The sequence below is a fragment of the Nocardiopsis terrae genome (assembly GCF_014651695.1).
GTDB classification, from domain to species: Bacteria; Actinomycetota; Actinomycetes; order Streptosporangiales; family Streptosporangiaceae; genus Nocardiopsis; species Nocardiopsis terrae.
Map to the genome: position 1 here is coordinate 455,438 of NZ_BMXJ01000005.1, position 18,031 is coordinate 473,468.

Consider the following 18,031-nt stretch of genomic DNA (forward strand, 5'->3'; position numbering starts at 1 on the left):
CGGGCAACCGAAGACAGCTTCAGCCTAACGTCGTATAACGCGAGGAAGCGAAGTGCGCACTCGGCGCGTCGCGTCTGGAATGTCCTCGGCGCGTGTCGGTCGGCGGGTCCGCGGCCGTACTCGTGGCCCCAACAGCCCCTTGCCCCGGGCTCTCCCCCGCGCCCCCTCCCTTGGGAAACGTTTCACCGAACGATGGCCAAGTCCGGGGTTCCGACATCGTAGACACGCCCCTCCTCCGGCGGGTGTTCGCGCATCAGCACCCGCAGGACCTCGCTCTTGTCCTCGGCGCCCTGCGCCAGGCCCCACTCCACGAGGGATCCGTTGCCGAGTTCGACGGTGATCTGTTCCGTGTCGGTGGCGTCGATGAGCTGTATCTGGGCGATGAGGGAGTCCGGGGCGCCCTCGACGATGTCCGCCGCCGCCCGGACCGCGTCGTTCCCCTCGATCTCCCCGGTGACCCGGACCAGCGGGTGTGTGCCGGGACGGGTCGGCGAGTCCTCGATACGCACCCCGTCGCCGTCGACGAGCCGGTACTCCTCCCCCACCCGGACGGCGAGCAGGGGTCTGCGCTCGACTACCTCCACGTCGAGGGTCGCGGGCCAGCCGCGGGTCACCCTCGCGGACTCGACCAGGTCCAGGCTCTCGGCGCGCTCGCGGCCGCGGTCCAGGTCCACCCGTATCAACGGGGTCCCCGTGTCCACGGCCACGGCCGCGACGACCTCCTCCCTCGGCACCCGGTCCAGGCCGGTGACGGCGACGTCACGCACGACCAGCAGCCGGGAGCCGAGCAGCACCCACGTGACCACGCAGATCAGGGAGACGACGAGCAGTACCGCGAAGGCGACCTTCCAGGGATCCGACCCCCTGCGCGGCGCGGCCTCGTTCCTCGCCCTGGTCCGGTCAGCGCCCACGTGTGCTCCTCTAGCTGGTTTCCGTGCCTTCTGCCGCCTCCGCGAGCGCCTCCACGATCCGCGGCCCCAGCTCGGTGACATCGCCCGCGCCCATGGTGAGGACGATGTCCCCGGGACGGGCCAGTTCGGCGGCCCGGCGCACGGCCTCGTCCCGGCCCGGCACGTACCGGACCCGGTCATGGGACACACGGGAGGTGATGAGCTCGCCGGTGACCCCGGGTTCGGGGTCCTCGCGGGCCGCGTAGACCTCCATCACCACGACCTCGTCAGCCAGGCTCAGGGCCTGCGCGAACTCCTCGGCAAAGATACGGGTCCGGCTGTACAGGTGCGGCTGGAACACGGCGACGACCCGGCCTTCCGGGATCTGTTCCTCCGCGTCCTCGGCGAACGACCGCAGCGCGGCGCGCGTGGCACGCAGGTCGGCGTCGATCTCGGTGGGGTGGTGGGCGTAGCTGTCGTAGACACCCACACCGTTGCCCTCGCCCTTGAGTTCGAAGCGGCGGGCGGCCCCGGCGAAGTCCGCGATGCCCTCCACGGCGATCTCCAGGTCGTGGCCGAGTTCGTCGGCGACGGCGACCGCGGCGGCGGCGTTCAGGACGTTGTGGAGTCCGGGGACGGCCAGGGTGCCGTCGATCGGGTCACCGGTGGCGGTCTGGAGGGTGAACTCGGTGGTGAAACCGCGGGCGCGGATCCGGGTGATCCGGTAGTCCGCGTCCTCGGCCTCGCCGTAGGTGAGTACCCTCCTGCCGCGTTCACGGGCGAGCTCGGCGACGGTGCGGGCACCCGGGTCGTCGATCCCGACGATCAGGGTGCGCTCGACCCGGTCGACGAACGACGCGAAGTTGGCGTGGATCTCGTCGATGCCGCTGTAGTTGTCCAGGTGGTCGGCCTCGACGTTGGTGACCACGGCGATCTTGGGCGAGAGCATCAGGAAGGACCCGTCGCTCTCGTCCGCCTCCACCGCGATGGCCTCACCGATCCCGGCGTCGGCGCCCAGGCCGGTGGTGACCAGTTTGCCGCCGATCACGTAACCGGGATCCGCGCCCAGGTGTTGCAGGACCACGGTGACCATGGAGGTCGTGGTGGTCTTGCCGTGGGTGCCGGAGATCGCGATGCCCTCGCGGTTCAGCAGGAGGGCGCCCAGGGCCGCGGCACGGGGCAGGATGCGGATGCCGCGGCTGCGCGCCTCGGCGAGTTCGGGGTTGTCCTCGCGGATGGCGGAGGAGACCACGAGCGTCTCGGCCTTGCCCAGGTTCTCGGCGGCGTGGCCCACATGGACTTCGGCGCCCATCTGTTCGAGTTCGCGCAGGGTCTCGCTGTCGCGGGCGTCACTGCCAGAGACCTCGACCCCCGACTGCAGCAGCACGCGGGCGATACCGGACATGCCGGCGCCGCCCAGGCCGATGAAGTGGGTGCGGCCGAGCTCGTCGACGGGGACCGGGTCGGTCGGCTGGACCAGGCTCATCTTGCGTCCTTACCGTCGTCGTAGAAAACGTCGTCGCCCTCGTCCTCGGGCAACGGGAGTTCGGGGGTGGGCTTGTCGCCCCGGGCGATCGCCATGACCTCCCGGGCCAGTTCCGTGTCGGCGTCGCGGCGGCCCATCCGGGCGGCCGCCTCCGACATGGCCACGACCCGGTCGGTGTCGGTGAGCAGCGGGATGAGCTGGCCGGTGATCCACTCGACCGAGACGTCGGCGTTGCCGATCGACAGGCCGCCGCCCGCCTGGACGATCGGCTCGGCGTTCAGCGCCTGTTCCCCGTTGCCGATGGCCAGTGGCACGAAGGCACCGGGCAGACCCACCGCGGTGAGTTCGGCGCAGGTCATCGCACCGGAACGGCACATGGCCACGTCGGCTGCGGCGTAGGCCATGTCCATCCGGTCCACGTAGGGGACGGCGACGTAGGGGACGCCGTCCTGGGTGAGGTCCTGGGGCTCGTCGGCGTTCTTCGGGCCGACGACGTGCAGGACCTGCACGCCCGCGTCGCGGAAGGCCGCGGCCGCGTTGAAGGCGGTCTCGTTGAGGCGCTGGGCGCCCTGGGAGCCGCCGAAGATCAGGAGGGTGGGCAGGTCCGGACGCAGACCGAAGTAGGCGCGGGCCTTGTCGCCCATGGCCAGCCGGTCCAGCGAGGTGATCTGCTGGCGCAGGGGGATGCCGATGAAGCGCCCGTTTCGGATCTGGGTGTGGGGGTGACCGGTGAACACGTGGGGTGTGAGCCGCGCGCCGAGCCGGTTGGCCAGGCCCGGGAGGGGGTTGGCCTCGTGCACCACGATGGGGATCTTCCGGCGCCGGGCCGCCAGGTAGCCGGGGGTGGCGACGTAGCCGCCGAAACCGACGATGACGTCGGCCTGGAGCTTGTCCAGGTGCTCACCCGCGGCGCTCAGTGCACCCGCGAGCTTGCCGGGGACCGTGAGCAGCTGCGGGGTGAGTCGACGCGGCAGGGGGACCGCCGGAATCAGGCCCAGTTCGTAGCCGCGCATGGGGACCAGCCTGGTTTCCAGTCCGCGCTCCGTTCCCAGGCAGAGGATCTCCGTGTCGGGGTCGATGCGCCGCAGCGCGTCCGCAAGGGAGAGTGCGGGCTCGATATGCCCGGCCGTGCCGCCTCCGGCTAGGGCTACCCTCATCGTCGCCGATTCCTCCTTGGCCGGTCACCCGCCGGGACCGGTCCGCTCTTGTGCTTTGCCGTTGTCTTGGTGCCGCGGGCCTCCGGCTTGCCCGGGGCACGAGGCGTGGTGGTGCGCCTGGACGCCGTCGAACCGCTCCTCTTGTGGACGGAGGCGACGACGTTGTCCAGGCCAAGCCAGCTTAGAGCCCTTTGGACCCAACTGGGACCCCGGGCCGCCAGGGCTTTCTGCGCCTGGGGCTCGTTGCGGGCGATGGCGAGCAGCACCCCGAGCGCGGTCATCGTCGGGATGAGCGAGGAGCCTCCGTAGGAGACCAGCGGAAGCGGGATACCGGTGACGGGGACCAGGCCGATGACGGCGGCGATGTTGATCATCGCCTGGCCGAGGATCCAGGTCACGATGGCGAAGGCGGCCAGCCGGGAGAACGGGTCCTTGACCCGGAAGGCCACGCGCAGCCCGGCGTAGCCGAGCATGCCGAACAGGCCCAGCACCAGCAGGGTGCCGAGGAGTCCGAACTCCTCGCCGATGATGGCGAAGATGAAGTCGGTCTCGGCGAAGGGCAGAAAGCCCCACTTCTCCCGGCTGGCGCCGATACCGACGCCGAAGATCCCGCCGGTGCCCAGGGCGTAGAGGCCGTGCAGGGACTGGAAGCCGGCGCCCTGGGGGTCCGCCCCCGGGTCGAGGAAGGCCGTGATGCGGGTGATCCGGAAGGGCTCGATGGCGATGACGATCCCGGCCAGCCCCAGGACCAGGAAGAACATGCCCACGAAGAGCTTGCCCGGAGCGCCCACCACCCAGAGCAGCCCCAGGAAGGTGAGCAGGAGGACCAGGGTGGTGGACAGATCCGACCCCAGGAGCACGAGCAGGGTGAGCAGCCCGCAACCGGGCAGCAGCGGGATGAGCAGGTGCCGCCACTCGGTGAGCTCCTTGAGTTCCTCCTTGCGGGCGAGGATGTTGGCCCCCCACAGGGCGAAGGCGAGTTTGGCGGGCTCGGAGGGCTGCACGAGGACACCGCCGACCTCCAGCCAGCGGATCGCGCCGTTGACCTCGGTGCCCTGGAAGGCGGTCAGCAGCAGCAGCGCAACGGACACGATCATCGCCGGGTAGCCGACGATCCGGAAGATCCACAGGGGCAGCTGGGAGGCGATCACCATGAGCGGCAGGCCGATCATCGCCGACACCAGCTGGCGCTGGAACACGGAGAACGCCGACCCGGTCTCGGTGATGGAGTTGACCATCGTCGAGGACAGCACCATCACCAGCCCCAGGGCGATGAGCATCACCCCGGTACCGAGGATCAGGTAGTAGGAAGTGAGGGGACGGTCCAGGGACCGGGCCCACTCACGCCAGAGCACCCGGTCGCGCCCACCGACCGCTGTCGTCGCCGCCATCCACACCCTCCGCACGATTCGCGCCTCAATACTTGCGTACCGGCGGGTCGGGAACCGTGGACATTTCCCGCGTGTTGGCCATCTTTGGCCGTGGCGAGGGGCACAGTGGGCGGACAGGGGGAAGCCCGCGCGCCTTTGGTGACGCACGGGCTCCGATCAGTCACACGCCGTTCACGCCGGATGCCGGCGAAAACCCGCCGGTGTCCGAACCACAACCTCCGTGACCGCTCAACCGAGCCGGTGCACGGCCTCGGCGAAGAAGCGTCCGCGCTCCGGGTAGTTGGTGAACATGTCCATGGAGGCGGCGGCCGGGGCAAGCAGCACCGTGTCGCCCTCCTCCGCCAGGGCGACGGCCTCGGCGACCACCGCGTCCATGACAGTGCGCTCCGGGGGCGCGTCGGCGGCAGGTCCTTCGACCTCCACCACCGGCACGTCCGGGGCATGTTTGGCCAGGGCCTCACGGATGCGTTCCCGGTCGGCACCGATCAGCACCGCACCGCGCAGACGGCCCGCCGCCCCGGCCACGAGGTCGTCGACCTCGGCGCCCTTGAGGAGGCCGCCCGCGATCCACACCACACTCGCGTAGGAGTTGAGGGAGGCTGCCGCGGCGTGCGGGTTGGTGGCCTTGGAGTCGTCCACGTAGTCGACACCGCCGACCGATGCCACATGCGCGATGCGGTGGGGCTCGGGGACGAAGGCGACCAGCCCGGCCCGCACCGAAGCAGGTGCGACCCCCACCGAGCGGGCCAGAGCGGCGGCGGCCAGGGCGTTGGCGACGTTGTGCGGCGCGGCCGGACGCACGTCGCCCAGGGTGGCGAGCTCCTCGGCGCTGCTGTGCGGCTGCTCCACGAAGGCGCGGTCCACGAGCAGGTCCTCGACCACACCGAGCTCACCGGCCCTGGGAGTGTCCAGGCGCAGGCCCACCAGGGGGGTGTGCGGGTCGCCCTCCTCCTCGGCCAGGCGCACCGACCAGTCGTCGGCGGTGTTGACCACGCGGATGGTCCCGCGCGCGAAGACCCTCCCCTTGGCCCGGGCGTAGGGCTCGAGCCCGCCGTGCCAGTCCAGGTGGTCGGAGGCGATGTTGAGGACGGTGGCCGCGTGCGGACGGACGCTGTTGGACCAGTGTAGCTGGAAACTGGACAGTTCCACCGCGAGGATGTCGTGGACACGGCCGTCGGCGTCGGGCAGTACCGCCTCGACGACGGGGGTCCCGACGTTGCCGACCGCGAGCGCGTCCCGCCCGTCCGCGCGCAGGATGGACTCCAGCATGCGCACGGTGGTGGTCTTGCCGTTGGTCCCGGTGATGGCGAGCCACACCTGGTCGGCGGGCTTGAGCCGCCAGGCCAGCTCCACGTCCCCGATGATCTCGATACCGGCCTCGGCGGCCCTCGTGAGCAGCGGGGAGTCGGGGCGCCAGCCGGGCGAGGTGACGACGAGGCCGCAGTCCTCGGGCAGCGGGGTGTCGCCCAGAACGACCTCGGCTCCGGCCTCGGTCAGTGCGGCGGCCACGGGGCGGGTGGTCTCGTCGTCGCGTCCGTCCACGACGACCACCCGGGCGCCCCGGGCCAGGAGCGCCCTGGCGACGGGGGGACCGGAGACGCCGAGACCGGCGACGCAGACGCGTGCGCCCGCGAAGGGGTCGGGGCCACCTGCGGGTCCGGCGGAGCGGGGTGTGGCGGAAGAGTCGTGGTGCGGCATGCCTCTACCTTGGCATCCATTCCAGATAGAACAGTCCGATGGCGATCGCCATGAACAGGCCCTGGATGATCCAGAAACGGATCACGATGGTGGTCTCGGCCCAGCCCTTGAGCTCGAAGTGGTGCTGGAGCGGGGCCATCCGGAACACCCGTTTGCCGGTGAGGCGGAACGAGGTGATCTGGACCATCACGGACATGGTGATGATGACGAACAGGCCGCCGATGAGCAGCAGCAGGAGCTGGGTGCGGGTGGTGATGGCCAGACCCACGATGAGTCCGCCCAGCGCCAGCGAGCCGGTGTCACCCATGAAGATCTTGGCGGGCGGGGCGTTGAACCACAGGAAGCCGATACAGGCGCCGAGCACGGCGGAGGCCACCACGGCGAGGTCCAGGGGGTCGCGGACCGTGTAGCAGCTGGAGGTGAGGGCCTCCACACAGGACTGGCGCAGCTGCCAGTTGCCGATGATGACGTAGGCGCACAGCGACAGGATGGTCGCGCCGGTGGCCAGGCCGTCCAGGCCGTCGGTGAGGTTCACCGCGTTGGAGAAACCGACGATGAGGAACAGCGCCCAGATGACGAACGCGCCGATCATCAGCGGCGGACCGAAGTCGCGGAGGAAGGACAGCTGGGGGGCTGCCGGGGTGTAGCCGTACCCGTTGGGGAACTGGGTGACGCCGTAGGCGAAGCCCACGCCGACGACGGCCTGGCCCACCATCTTCGCGCCGCTGCGCAGACCCAGGCTGCGACGCTTGTAGATCTTGATGAAGTCGTCCAGGAAGCCGACACAGCCCATGCCGACGAACAGGAACATCACCAGCAGGCCGGAGGCCGTGGGGGTGCTCCACAGCGCCAGGTGCGAACCGAAGTAGCCGATGACGGCACCGAGGATGATGACGATGCCGCCCATGGTGGGCGTGCCCTGCTTGGTCTTGTGGCCCTCGGGGCCGTCGTCGCGGACCTCCTGCCCGAACTTGAACCGGTACAGCAGCTTGATCAGCGGCGGCATGAGCAGCATGGAGACAATCAGCGAAAGCCCCGCCGCTACGGTGATGCCGATCACTGGACATCACCCTTGGTGATGAGGTCGATAACCCTTTCGAGCGCAGCCACGCGCGATCCCTTCACAATGACGACGTCTCCTGTGCGCATCCGTTCGCGCACCGCGTCGGCTGCCGCCTCCGCGTCGGGAACCCGGATGCTCTCACCGCGCCACCGCCCCTGCTGGGCGGCGCGTTCAGCGCCGACGGCGATCCCCTCGGCCTGCGCGCCCACCACGACCAGGTGGGCCACACCGGTCTCTGCGGCCAGCTCACCCACCCTCTCGTGTTCGGCGCGGCCGTCATCGCCCAACTCCGCCATGTGGGCGAGCACGGCGATGGACCGACGGCCCCGGGCGAGCGCGCCCAGGGTGGTCAGCGCGGCACGCATCGACTCGGGGTTGGCGTTGTAGGCGTCGTTGACGAGAGTGGCACCGCGGTGTTCGGTGACCTCCATCCGCCAACGGCTGACCGGGGTCGCCGCACCGAGGGCGGCGGCGATGTCTTCGATGTCCATGCCCAGCTCGTCGGCGACGGCCGCGGCAGCCAGCGCGTTGCTGACCTGGTGGGCGCCGACCAGTCCCAACCGGACCCGGGCCGTGCGGCCGCGCAGGTTCAGGGTGAAGGACGGGGCGCCGTCGGCTTCCAGGACGACGTCGGTGGCGCGCACCCGTGCGTCCTCGGCGGTTCCGTAGAGCACCGTGCGGGCGGTGGTGCGCGAGGACATGGCGCGCACCCGGGGGTCGTCGGCGTTGAGGACGGCCACGCCGCCCTCGCCGCGCCGGTCGGTACCGGGCGGCAGGGACTCGACGAGCTCACCCTTGGCCCTGGCGATGGCGTCACGGTCGCCGAACTCGCCCATGTGGGCGCTGCCGACGTTGAGGACGACGCCGATCCGGGGCGGGGCGACACGGCACAGGTGGGCGATGTGCCCGATCCCGCGGGCCGCGACCTCCAGCACCAGGTGCTTGGTTCCGGTATCGGAGCGGAGCACCGTGAGCGGGTGGCCGATCTCGTTGTTGAACGAGCCGGCGGGGGCCACGGTGGGGCCCATCCGCTGGACGACCTGGGCGACCAGGTCCTTGGTGGTGGTCTTCCCGGAGGAGCCGGTGATCCCCACGACCTCCGTCCTGGCCGTCCCGCGCGCGGGGTCGCTGAGTTCGGTGGCCACGTGCCGGGCCAGCCGGGCCAGGGCTGCCACCACCTCGTCGTCGCCGCCGTCCACCAGCAGGTGGGGGGCGTCGACCGGGCGCGAGGCCAGAACCGCCACCGCACCGGCGGCGACGGCGGACTCGGCGAAGTCGTGTCCGTCGACCCGTTCACCGTTCAGGGCGACGAAGAGCGCTCCTGGCTCCACCTGTCGCGAGTCGATGACGACGGGGCCGTGGACGACGGCGTCGGGGCGCGCTGATCCGCCGATGGCGGTTTGGGTGATCTCAGCGATCCGATCGAGCGTGAGCGCGATCAAATCCACTCCTCATGTCAGGCCCGGCCCACGGCGCCCCAGGGGCGTTGGCCACCCGGCCTCGGGTTCGGGTCAGGGGATGGCACCGCGGATACCGTGCGCGCGGTGCCGCGCCGGGCGACGGTTGCCGGCTTCGTACCGGGCCGTGGGCGCCACTGTGGGCGGCACGTGTCGGGCTGCGATTGCCGGACCTACCTTAGAACATGTTGAGGTGTCGGGGGTCCCGGCGGGGCCCTGTGTGGAGCAATATGCTCCACTTCGTGATCGTCGGTGGTCCGGCCGCCCATGACCCGTACGCGTGTGGGCGCGGGCGCCACCGGGACACGGCTCGCGGCCGTGCCCCGGAAACCGGACCGCGCCGCACACGGCGCGTCCCCGCGTGTCGCGGGATCAGAGCTGTTCAGGCGTCTTGTGAACGTCCTGGAGCGCGTTGCCGAGCCGCTCGCTCGCACGGGTGCGCAGAGCGTCCTCGATGGCCCCTCGCAGGACCTCGCGGTCGTCGAAGGGCAGAACCTCGCCCTTGACGTACTGACCGGTCTCGTGGCCCTTGCCCGCGACCACGACCACGTCACCGGGTCCGGTGCGGTGCACACCCAGGCCGATGGCATCCGCACGGTCGAACTCGATGGTGACACGCGCCCGCTGGTCCTCGGGAACCTTGGCCACACCCTCCAGCATCGCGGTGGCGATGGTGACGGGGTCCTCGGTACGCGGGTTGTCGTTGGTGATGATCAACTGGTCGGCCAGGCGTGCGGCGGCCTCGCCCATCAGCGGGCGTTTGGCCCGGTCACGGTCACCGCCGCAACCGACCACCATGGTGACCCGGCCCTCGGTGGTGGCCCGGAGGGCGCCCAACACGGCCTCGATGGCGCCGGGTTTGTGTGAATAGTCCACCAGTGCGGCGAAGTCCTGGCCGCCCGCGGGATCGCGGACCTCCACCGACTCCATGCGGCCCGGCACGCCCGGTGCCGCGGCCACACCGGCGATGGCGGTCTCCAGGGGCAGCCCGGCCTCGACCAGGCCGACGATGGCCGCCATGGCGTTGGAGACGTTGAACGGGCCGGGCAGCGCCACGGACGCCCGGGCCTCCATCCCGCCCGGACCGACGATGCGGAAGGTGCTGCCGGTAGCGCCCAGTTCGACGTCCACCGCGTTCCAGTCGGCTTCCATACCGTTCTCTGGGCCCGCGTCCGAGCAGCCCTGCACGGCGAACGTGGTCACCGGGACGTCGCCACGGCCCTGGACCATGTCCACGAGCGCGCGGCCGAAGCGGTCGTCGGTGTTGACCACCGCGATGTCGCAGTACTCGGGGGTGAACAGGCGCGCCTTGGTCTCGAAGTAGTCGCGCAGGTCCGGGTGGAAGTCGAGGTGGTCCTGGGACAGGTTGGTGAAGACGGCGACGTCGTAGTGGGTGCCGCCGACGCGCCCCAGGGCCAGGGCGTGGCTGGAGACCTCCATGGCGGCTGCGGTGACGCCGCGCTCACGCATGACCGAGAAGAGGCCGTGCAGGTCGGTGGCCTCGGGGGTGGTCAGGGAGGAGGCGACTCGCTCGTCGCCCACCCTCATCTCCACGGTGCCGACCAGACCGGTGCTCATCCCGGCCTGGCGCATACCGGACTCGATCAGGTAGGTGATCGTGGTCTTTCCGCTGGTGCCGGTGGTGCCGACCAGGAGGAGGTCCTTGGCGGGGTCGTCGTAGACCCAGGCCGCCGCCGTGCCGAGCGCGGCCCGCGCGTCCGGCACGACCACCACGGGCAGACCGGTCTCGGCGGCACGGTCGGCCCCCGCGGCGTCGGTGAGGATGGCCGCTGCCTCGGCCTCGGCGGCCTGCTGCGAGAAGTCGGCGCCGTGCGCGCGGCTCCCGGGCAGTGCGGCGTACAGGTCGCCTTGGCGCACCTTGCGCGAGTCGTGGGTGATGCCGCGTACGTGCACCTCCCGGCCGGGCATCTCGGCTGGACGGTCCGCGCTCAGATCCGGGCGCAGAAGTGTGGTGTCCGGCCCGAGCAGCGCTGCGAGGGCGGACAGTGGACGGAGTTTGGTGTGTTCAGGTCGCATTACCGGTGGCACGTGTGGAGGTTAACCGCTGCGGGGGGCCTGCTGGTAATTTCCACGCTGCGTTCTTCGGTGATTCCCTGGCCCGGGGTGCCTGGGAGCCGGGCGCCCCGGTGGGCGACGGTCTGGGGAGGGGTTTGTCGGTGGGTGGACTTCCGCTGGTGCTCGACGGCGGGTTGGCGACGCGTTTGGAGGCCTACGGACGCGATCTCGGTGGCGGGCTGTGGTCGGCGCGGCTGCTCGCCGAGGAACCGGAGCTGATCGCGCGGGTGCACCGGGACTACTTCGAGGCGGGCGCGGACGTGGCGATCGCCGCCGGGTACCAGGCCAGCGTGGAGGCGTTCACCGCGCGGGGGTACTCCCGGAGCGAGGCGCTGGGCCTGTTGGCCCGCTCTGTGGAGCTGGCGCTCACGGAGCGGGACGCGTTCGGCTCGGGGCTGGTGGCGGCCGGGGTGGGCCCCTACGGCGCCGCGCTCGCGGACGGTTCGGAGTACACCGGCGCCTACGACCTGGACGAGGAGGGCCTGTACTCCTGGCACCGGGAGCGGTGGCGGGTGCTGGCAGGGGCCGGGGCGGACCTGGTGGCGTGTGAGACCCTTCCTTCCCTGGCCGAGGCCCGGGCCCTGGCGCGGCTGCTGTCCCGGACCCCGGGTGCGCGGGCGTGGTTCAGCTTCTCCTGCGCGGACGGCACCCGGATCAGCGACGGCACCCCGCTGCGGGAGGTGGCGGCCGAGCTGGCCCCGCTGTACCGGCAGGGGCTGCTGGTCGCGGTGGGGGTGAACTGCGTACCGCCCCGGAACGTGCCGTCACTGCTGGCCGAGGTCGCGGCGGCGGGACTGCCCTCGGTGGCCTACCCCAACTCGGGTGAGGTCTGGGACGCCCGGGAGCGAAGCTGGACGGGCAACGGCGACGCGGAGGGGTTCGGGGAGGCCGCCGCCGGATGGTGCGAGGACGGCGCCGTCCTCGTGGGCGGCTGCTGCCGTACCGGCCCCGAACACGTGCGTTCCGTCCGCGCCCGGGTGGACGCGCTCCCCCGGTGACCCCGGCCCCCTCTTTCCGCGGTGATCTTGCTACCAGGAGCAACTTCGGCGCCGAAGTTGCTCCTGGTAGCAAGATCACCGCGGGTGGGGCGCGGGTTTCGGGCGCCGCGGGTCCGGATCAGCCCGCGTCCTCCTCCTCGAACAGGCGGATCGCCGGGGGTTCGGTCTCCGTCGGCGGGACCTTCAACGTTTTGAGCGCGAAGGACATGATGTCGTTGAACACCGGACCCGCGGCCTCGCCGCCGTAGTAGGTGTCCTCCGGGTTGTGCAGCACCACCTGGACGATCAGCTCGGGGTCGTCCGCGGGGGCGAACCCCGCGAAGGTCGCGGTGTAGTCGCCCTCGCTGTAGGCACCGGTCTCGGGGTCGAGCCGGTTGGCGGTACCGGTCTTGCCCGCCACCCGGTAACCGTCGATCCGGGCCTGCGGTGCGGTGCCCTCGTCACTGGTGACCGCCTCCAGCATCAGGGCGAGCTGGTCGGCGGTCTCCTCGCTGACCACCCGGGTCCGCTCGGGTTCGTCGGCGGGCGTGAACTCCCCCTCGGGGTCGACCGTGCCGGCGACGAGCCGGGGTTCGACGCGGACCCCGTCGTTGGCGACGGTGGCGTAGACCAACGCCATCTGGGTGGCGTTCACCGTCAGGCCGTGCCCGATGGACACCGACGGCAGCTGGGTGCCCCACCAGTCGTCGGGGTCGGTGAGCACACCCGCCTCCTCGCCCGGTAGTTCGAGGCCGGTCGGCTGCCCCAGTCCGAAGTCCGTGAGGTAGGTGTGCAGGACCCCGCGGCCCACCTGGTCGGCGATCTTGATCGTGCCGACGTTGCTGGACTGGGCCATGATGCCGTTGACGGTCAGGCGCTGGGTGCCGTGGTTGGTGGAGTTGCGGAAGGTCCGGTCGTAGTACCGGAGGGCGTAGGGCACGGTGTAGACCGTCTCCGGGGTGGTCAGGTCCTCCTCCAGGGCGGCCGCCGCGGTGATCACCTTGTTCGTACTGCCCGGCTCGAAGGTCGTGGCGACCGCCCCGTTGGACCAGTCCTCGGGCCCGCTGCCGGAGATGTCGCCCTGTACGTAGGTCGGGTAGTCCGCCATCGCGAGGATCTCGTGGTCGGTGTTGGTGACGACGACGCTGCCGCCCTCGGCGTCCAGTTCCTCGACCCGTTCGGCCAGCGCCCGCTGGGCGTACCACTGCAGGTCGCCGTTGAGGGTCAGGCGCACGTCCTGGCCCGGCTCGGGTTCGCTGACCAGGCCGCCGGCCATCGGGATCTGGGTACCGTCGCGGCCCACCTCGACCTGGCGTTTTCCCGCCTCCCCCGCGAGGGTGCTGTCGAGATAGCCCTCGAGCCCCTCCAGGCCGTACCCCTCCGAACCGACGAAGCCGACCAGGTCGGCGGCACCGGTCTCGTCCGGGTAGACGCGCTTGTAGTCGACCTCGGCGCCCACCCCGGAAAGGCCGAGTTCGCGCATCTCCCGCCAGTCAGCGGGGGTGACCTCGGTGGCCACCACCTGGTAGCGGCTGGGGGTGGCGTCGACCTTGGCCCCGACCTCCCCCTCTGCCAGGTCGAAGCGGGTGACCAGCTCGTCCACGAGCTCGTCGCGCTCGTCCTCCTCGACCTCCTGGGGGTCGACGAAGACGTTGCGGACCTCCACCGACAGGGCGAAGGGCCTGCCGTCGGCGTCGGTGATCTGGCCGCGCAGGGTCGGGATGTCGATGGTCTGCAGGCGCAGGTTGGCGGCGGCCTCCGCGTAGGTCTCGGCCTCGAACCCCTGGATCTGGGTGAGCCGCCCGGCGAAGAGCATGATGATGACGACGATGATGGCCCCGGCGGCCTTGATGCGCTTGGCCGGTTCGCCCGGGCGGAAGGTACGGCGCAGCAGCGGCGGAGGCGGGGGCGGAGGTGCCGGGCTCCTGCGTCTGGGCCGCTCGCCGCCCCTCCTCACCTGGCGCGCCGAACTCCCCCGGGCACCGGTGCCGGCGCCGCCGCGCGTAGGCGCGGCGCCGGTCGGACGCCGGGGTTCACGCTGGGGGCGCTTGCTGGGCCGGGAACCGGAGCGGCCTGCCGCTCCGGGCCTGCGGGGATCACGGGGACCTCGGTCCCGAGGGTTGCTCACTCACCGCTCCCGGGGTTCCCGGTGATCCCACCGTTGTCCAGGTCCAGGAAGAGCGGGGCCTCGCCCTGTTCCATGCCCATCTCCTCGGCCTCCCTCGAGATGCGCTCGGAGGCCTCCAGGTGCGCCACGGTGTCCTCCATCTGCTGCTCCTTGTAGGAGAGCTCGCGGTTCTCCGACTGAAGACTGGTGATGGCGTACGCCTCCTGGGCGACGACGCTGCGCAGCACCAGGAGGGCCACCAGCGTGCCGCCGAGCAGGCACAGGATCAGCAGGACGAAGGGGATCCTCGGCGCGGTCCCCGCACCGCCGGAGCGGGTGCTCCGTGCCGTCGCCGCAGGACGCGGGGAACGCCGGACCGCGGGGCGCCCCGTGGCCCCGGTACGCCTCGCTCCCGTTCCCCGCCCCTTCGTGGTGCGGCGCGTGTCCGTCTTCGTGCCCATCTGCTCTCCCTACTGCCGCGACGGCCAGCGCACACGTTCGGCCGCCCGCAGGCGTGCCGACTGTGCGCGCGGGTTGCGCTCGTTCTCTTCGTCCGTGGGAGACTCCGAGCCCCTGGTGAGGAGCCGGAGTTCCGGTTGGCGGTCCGGGAGGGGGACCGGAAGGTCGGCGGGTGTGGTGTCGGTGGCCAGGGCCGCGAGGGCCTTCTTGGTCATCCGGTCCTCGAGGGAGTGGTAGGACAGCACCGCGATGCGGCCGCCGAGCCCGAGGCGGGAGATCGCGGCGGGCAGGGTCTCCCGGAGGATCGAGAGTTCGGCGTTGACCTCGATGCGCAGCCCCTGGAAGGTGCGCTTGGCGGGGTGGCCGCCGGTACGCCGGGTGGCCGCGGGGATCGCCTCCCGGACCAGCTCGGCCAGTTCACGGGTGGAGTCGATGCGGCCCCGTGCGCGGCGGCGCTCGATCGCCCTCGCCACGCGGGAGGCGAAGCGCTCCTCGCCGTAGGTACGCAGGACCCGGGTGAGTTCGGCGACGGGGTAGTCGTTGACGACCTCGGCCGCGCTGAGCTCCTGGGTGCGGTCCATGCGCATGTCCAGGGGCGCGTCCTGGGCGTAGGCGAAGCCCCGGTCCGTCTCGTCCAGCTGCGGTGAGGAGACGCCGAGGTCCAGCAGGACCGCATCGGCCGCCTCCACGCCGGCCTCGTCGAGAGCGTGCGGGATGTCGGAGTAGACGGCGTGCACGAAGTGGGTCCGGTCAGCGTAGGGCGCCAGGCGCCTGGCGCTGCGTTCCAGAGCTGTGGTGTCCCGGTCGACACCGACCAGTCGCATGGTCGGGCAGGCCTCGAGCAGGGCCTCGGAGTGCCCTCCCAGGCCAAGGGTGCCGTCGACGAACACCGCCCCGGGGCGGCTGAGCGCCGGGGCGAGCAGCTCCACGATCCGATCGAGCATGACCGGGACGTGTGAAGCGCCCTCGACGGGCGCCTGCGGCGCGGATCCGGCCGCCTTCGGTGCGTCGTCGTGGTTCCTGTGCGGTGAGCCGTGCCCGTCGGGTCGCTCGTGCTGCCGGTGGTCCCCCATGCGGTGCTGTTCCTCCACGCTGTCGCGGTCTCCCCCTGAGTCCGTGTAGCGCACTGGGCGCGCTCCACGGTGTCCTGTCGCGTGGCCCGTCCGGAGTTCCGGCGGGCCTCCGGACACGGCCGCTATTGTCCACCTTCTCGGTGGGCGTTCGCTCACGGTCTGGCACCGGGGAAGTCGCGCCAGCTCGTGTGACCGTCTCCGGAGACCTCTGCCGGTCCCGGCATTGCATGGATTCTGTGCCGGTTCACGGGAGCGGAAGGCACCGCCCCGCTCTCACAGCACCCCGGGCAGCACCTCCTCTGAGAGTTGCGAGAACGCCTGCTCCTGGTCTGTCTCGTACTCCGACCACGCGGCGGCGTCCCAGATCTCCAGGCGCGTGTTGGCACCGATGACGACGCAGTCGCGGTCCAGGCCCGCGTACTCGCGCAGCTTCGGCGGGACCGTGACCCTGCCCTGTTTGTCACAGGACTCGTCCGACGCGCTGGCGAAGAGGACGCGGCTGTAGTCGCGGACCGCCTTGGCAGTGACCGGGGCGGAGCTCAGGGCGTCGGTGATGCGGCTGAACTCGGCCACCGGAAAGACGTAGAGGCAGCGCTCCTGGCCTTTCGTGATCACCAATCCCCCCGACAGTTCGTCGCGGTACTTCGCGGGAAGGAACAGCCGTCCCTTCTGGTCGAGGCGAGGCGTATGGGTGCCGAGAAACACACGCTCACCTCCCTCACTCCCGAGTGGAGAATTCACCCTCTCCACGATGCTCCACCTTACTCCACTCCTCCCCACCGTCAACAGCTTCAATCGGGCCCCACCAACCCAAGAAACGACAAATGCGCAGGTCATAGCGGCACGGCGCGAATGGGACCAGCCAGCGCCCCTGTGCGTCGCACCGGGGCCGCCCGCAGCCCGGGCCCGACCTGCCCGCCCGCCCGGAACAGCCCGCGTCGCCCCGGCGCGGGGCAGGACCCGGAACCGCGGTGTTCGGAGGACGACATCGGGGGGTTCTCCACATCCGTCCCGTTATCGTGAACGGCTCTCCCGCCAGTGATCAGGGGAACGGTTCCGAAGCTTTCGCCACATCGATGCCCAGGGGAATCATCCGGAGACCGATTCCGGCACTTTGGTTTGCAATCGGTCTGATTGGCCCTAGCCTCGGATCGATACACCGGGACATACTGAGTGAGAGGGGTCTCGTGTCACTCGGCACACAGCACGACGGTCACGGGGGCGGCGTCCTGGGGGACGTCGGTGACGTCGTCAGCGTCGCCGACCGCGTCCGCGGCGCGATCGAGACGGTCATCGAGGGCAAACCCGAGGTGCTGCGCATCGCGCTCACCGTCCTTCTCGCCGAGGGCCACCTCCTCATCGAGGACGTCCCAGGTGTGGGGAAGACCATGTTGGCCAAGGCGCTGGGCCGTGCCGTGGACTGCTCCGTACAGCGCGTCCAGTTCACCCCTGACCTGCTGCCCAGCGACATCACCGGGGTCAGCGTCTACCACCAGGACCGCAGCGAGTTCGAGTTCAACCCCGGCCCGGTCTTCGCCAACATCGTGCTCGGCGACGAGATCAACCGCGCCTCGCCCAAGACCCAGTCGGCCCTCCTGGAGTGCATGGAGGAACGACAGGTCAGCGTCGACGGGCAGACCCGGGAGCTGGAGCGGCCGTTCATGGTCGTCGCGACACAGAACCCGGCCGACATGGAGGGCACCTACGCCCTGCCCGAAGCGCAGCGGGACCGGTTCATGGCGCGCGTCTCCGTGGGCTACCCCTCACCCCAGGCCGAGCTGGACATGATCGACACCCACGGCTCCCGGTCGCCCCTGGAACAGTTGACCCCCGTCACCGACACGGCCGAGATCCGCTCCCTGGTGGACCGGATCCAGGGCGTCCACGTGGCACCCGGAATGCGCCGCTACGTCGTCGACCTGGTCAACTCCACCCGGACCGCCCCCGAGCTCAAACTGGGTGCCTCGCCCCGCGCCACCCTGCACCTGGTGCGCGCCGCACGGGCCCACGCGGCCCTGGAGGGGCGCCACTACGTGGTCCCCGACGACGTGCAGGCCCTGGCCGTGCCCGTCCTGGCCCACCGGCTGCTCCCCGGCCCCGAGGCCCAGATGGAGCGGCTCAGCGCCGAGCAGATCGTCGCCAAGCTGGTCGCCCGCCTCCCCGTGCCCGGACCCCGCTGACCCCGCCCTCCCCGGCG

The 18,031-nt window shown here is 71.0% G+C and carries 14 protein-coding genes; 2 read left to right on the top strand and 12 right to left on the bottom strand.

What is annotated here, in order from left to right; translation table 11 throughout:
* Window positions 1-182: 182 nt before the first annotated feature.
* From IE195_RS16400 to IE195_RS16435, 8 genes are all read right to left on the bottom strand, one after another.
* Window positions 183-911, bottom strand: a complete 729-nt coding sequence (locus IE195_RS16400; RefSeq protein WP_191272328.1) for a cell division protein FtsQ/DivIB — start codon at window positions 909-911, stop codon at window positions 183-185.
* 10 nt (window positions 912-921) lie between these two features.
* Entirely contained in the window at window positions 922-2,376 is a 1,455-nt protein-coding gene (murC, locus tag IE195_RS16405; RefSeq protein ID WP_191272330.1) for a UDP-N-acetylmuramate--L-alanine ligase, read from the bottom strand.
* Window positions 2,373-3,533 carry an undecaprenyldiphospho-muramoylpentapeptide beta-N-acetylglucosaminyltransferase gene (gene murG / locus IE195_RS16410; RefSeq protein ID WP_191272333.1) on the bottom strand — a complete coding sequence of 387 codons (1,161 nt, stop codon included), beginning with the start codon at window positions 3,531-3,533 and terminating at the stop codon, window positions 2,373-2,375. Before murG ends, murC begins: the two co-directional genes overlap by 4 nt.
* The gene (ftsW, locus tag IE195_RS16415) at window positions 3,530-4,924 is read right to left on the bottom strand and encodes a putative lipid II flippase FtsW (RefSeq protein WP_191272335.1); all 1,395 of its coding nucleotides are present in this window, start codon (window positions 4,922-4,924) and stop codon (window positions 3,530-3,532) included. Before ftsW ends, murG begins: the two co-directional genes overlap by 4 nt.
* Window positions 4,925-5,152: 228 nt before the next feature.
* Window positions 5,153-6,622 carry a UDP-N-acetylmuramoyl-L-alanine--D-glutamate ligase gene (gene murD / locus IE195_RS16420; protein WP_191272337.1) on the bottom strand — a complete coding sequence of 490 codons (1,470 nt, stop codon included), beginning with the start codon at window positions 6,620-6,622 and terminating at the stop codon, window positions 5,153-5,155.
* A 4-nt stretch (window positions 6,623-6,626) separates the two neighbouring features.
* Complete coding sequence (mraY, locus tag IE195_RS16425; protein ID WP_191272339.1) at window positions 6,627-7,682, bottom strand: phospho-N-acetylmuramoyl-pentapeptide-transferase; 1,056 nt, start codon at window positions 7,680-7,682, stop codon at window positions 6,627-6,629.
* Complete coding sequence (locus IE195_RS16430) at window positions 7,679-9,127, bottom strand: UDP-N-acetylmuramoyl-tripeptide--D-alanyl-D-alanine ligase (protein WP_191272341.1); 1,449 nt, start codon at window positions 9,125-9,127, stop codon at window positions 7,679-7,681. Before IE195_RS16430 ends, mraY begins: the two co-directional genes overlap by 4 nt.
* 387 nt (window positions 9,128-9,514) lie before the next feature.
* Window positions 9,515-11,179 (bottom strand): UDP-N-acetylmuramoyl-L-alanyl-D-glutamate--2,6-diaminopimelate ligase, encoded by a 1,665-nt coding sequence (locus IE195_RS16435; RefSeq protein WP_191272343.1) that lies wholly within the window; start codon window positions 11,177-11,179, stop codon window positions 9,515-9,517.
* A gap of 140 nt (window positions 11,180-11,319) precedes the next feature.
* On the opposite strand from IE195_RS16435, the gene mmuM reads away from it, so the two are divergent.
* Complete coding sequence (gene mmuM / locus IE195_RS16440; RefSeq protein ID WP_229826248.1) at window positions 11,320-12,216, top strand: homocysteine S-methyltransferase; 897 nt, start codon at window positions 11,320-11,322, stop codon at window positions 12,214-12,216.
* A gap of 118 nt (window positions 12,217-12,334) precedes the next feature.
* On the opposite strand, the gene IE195_RS16445 is transcribed toward mmuM, so the two are convergent.
* The 4 genes from IE195_RS16445 to mraZ all read right to left on the bottom strand — a co-directional run bounded on the left by IE195_RS16445 (window position 12,335) and on the right by mraZ (window position 16,539).
* Window positions 12,335-14,323, bottom strand: a complete 1,989-nt coding sequence (locus IE195_RS16445) for a peptidoglycan D,D-transpeptidase FtsI family protein (protein WP_191272345.1) — start codon at window positions 14,321-14,323, stop codon at window positions 12,335-12,337.
* Window positions 14,320-14,763, bottom strand: a complete 444-nt coding sequence (gene ftsL / locus IE195_RS16450) for a cell division protein FtsL (RefSeq protein WP_191272347.1) — start codon at window positions 14,761-14,763, stop codon at window positions 14,320-14,322. Before ftsL ends, IE195_RS16445 begins: the two co-directional genes overlap by 4 nt.
* 9 nt (window positions 14,764-14,772) lie before the next feature.
* Window positions 14,773-15,834 carry a 16S rRNA (cytosine(1402)-N(4))-methyltransferase RsmH gene (gene rsmH / locus IE195_RS16455; RefSeq protein WP_191272703.1) on the bottom strand — a complete coding sequence of 354 codons (1,062 nt, stop codon included), beginning with the start codon at window positions 15,832-15,834 and terminating at the stop codon, window positions 14,773-14,775.
* 273 nt (window positions 15,835-16,107) lie between these two features.
* On the bottom strand, window positions 16,108-16,539 hold the full coding sequence (gene mraZ / locus IE195_RS16460) for a division/cell wall cluster transcriptional repressor MraZ (protein ID WP_191272349.1): 432 nt from the start codon (window positions 16,537-16,539) through the stop codon (window positions 16,108-16,110).
* A 482-nt stretch (window positions 16,540-17,021) separates the two neighbouring features.
* Here mraZ and IE195_RS16465 point away from each other — a divergent pair, with 482 nt between their 5' ends.
* Complete coding sequence (locus IE195_RS16465) at window positions 17,022-18,014, top strand: AAA family ATPase (RefSeq protein ID WP_191272352.1); 993 nt, start codon at window positions 17,022-17,024, stop codon at window positions 18,012-18,014.
* Window positions 18,015-18,031: the final 17 nt, after the last annotated feature.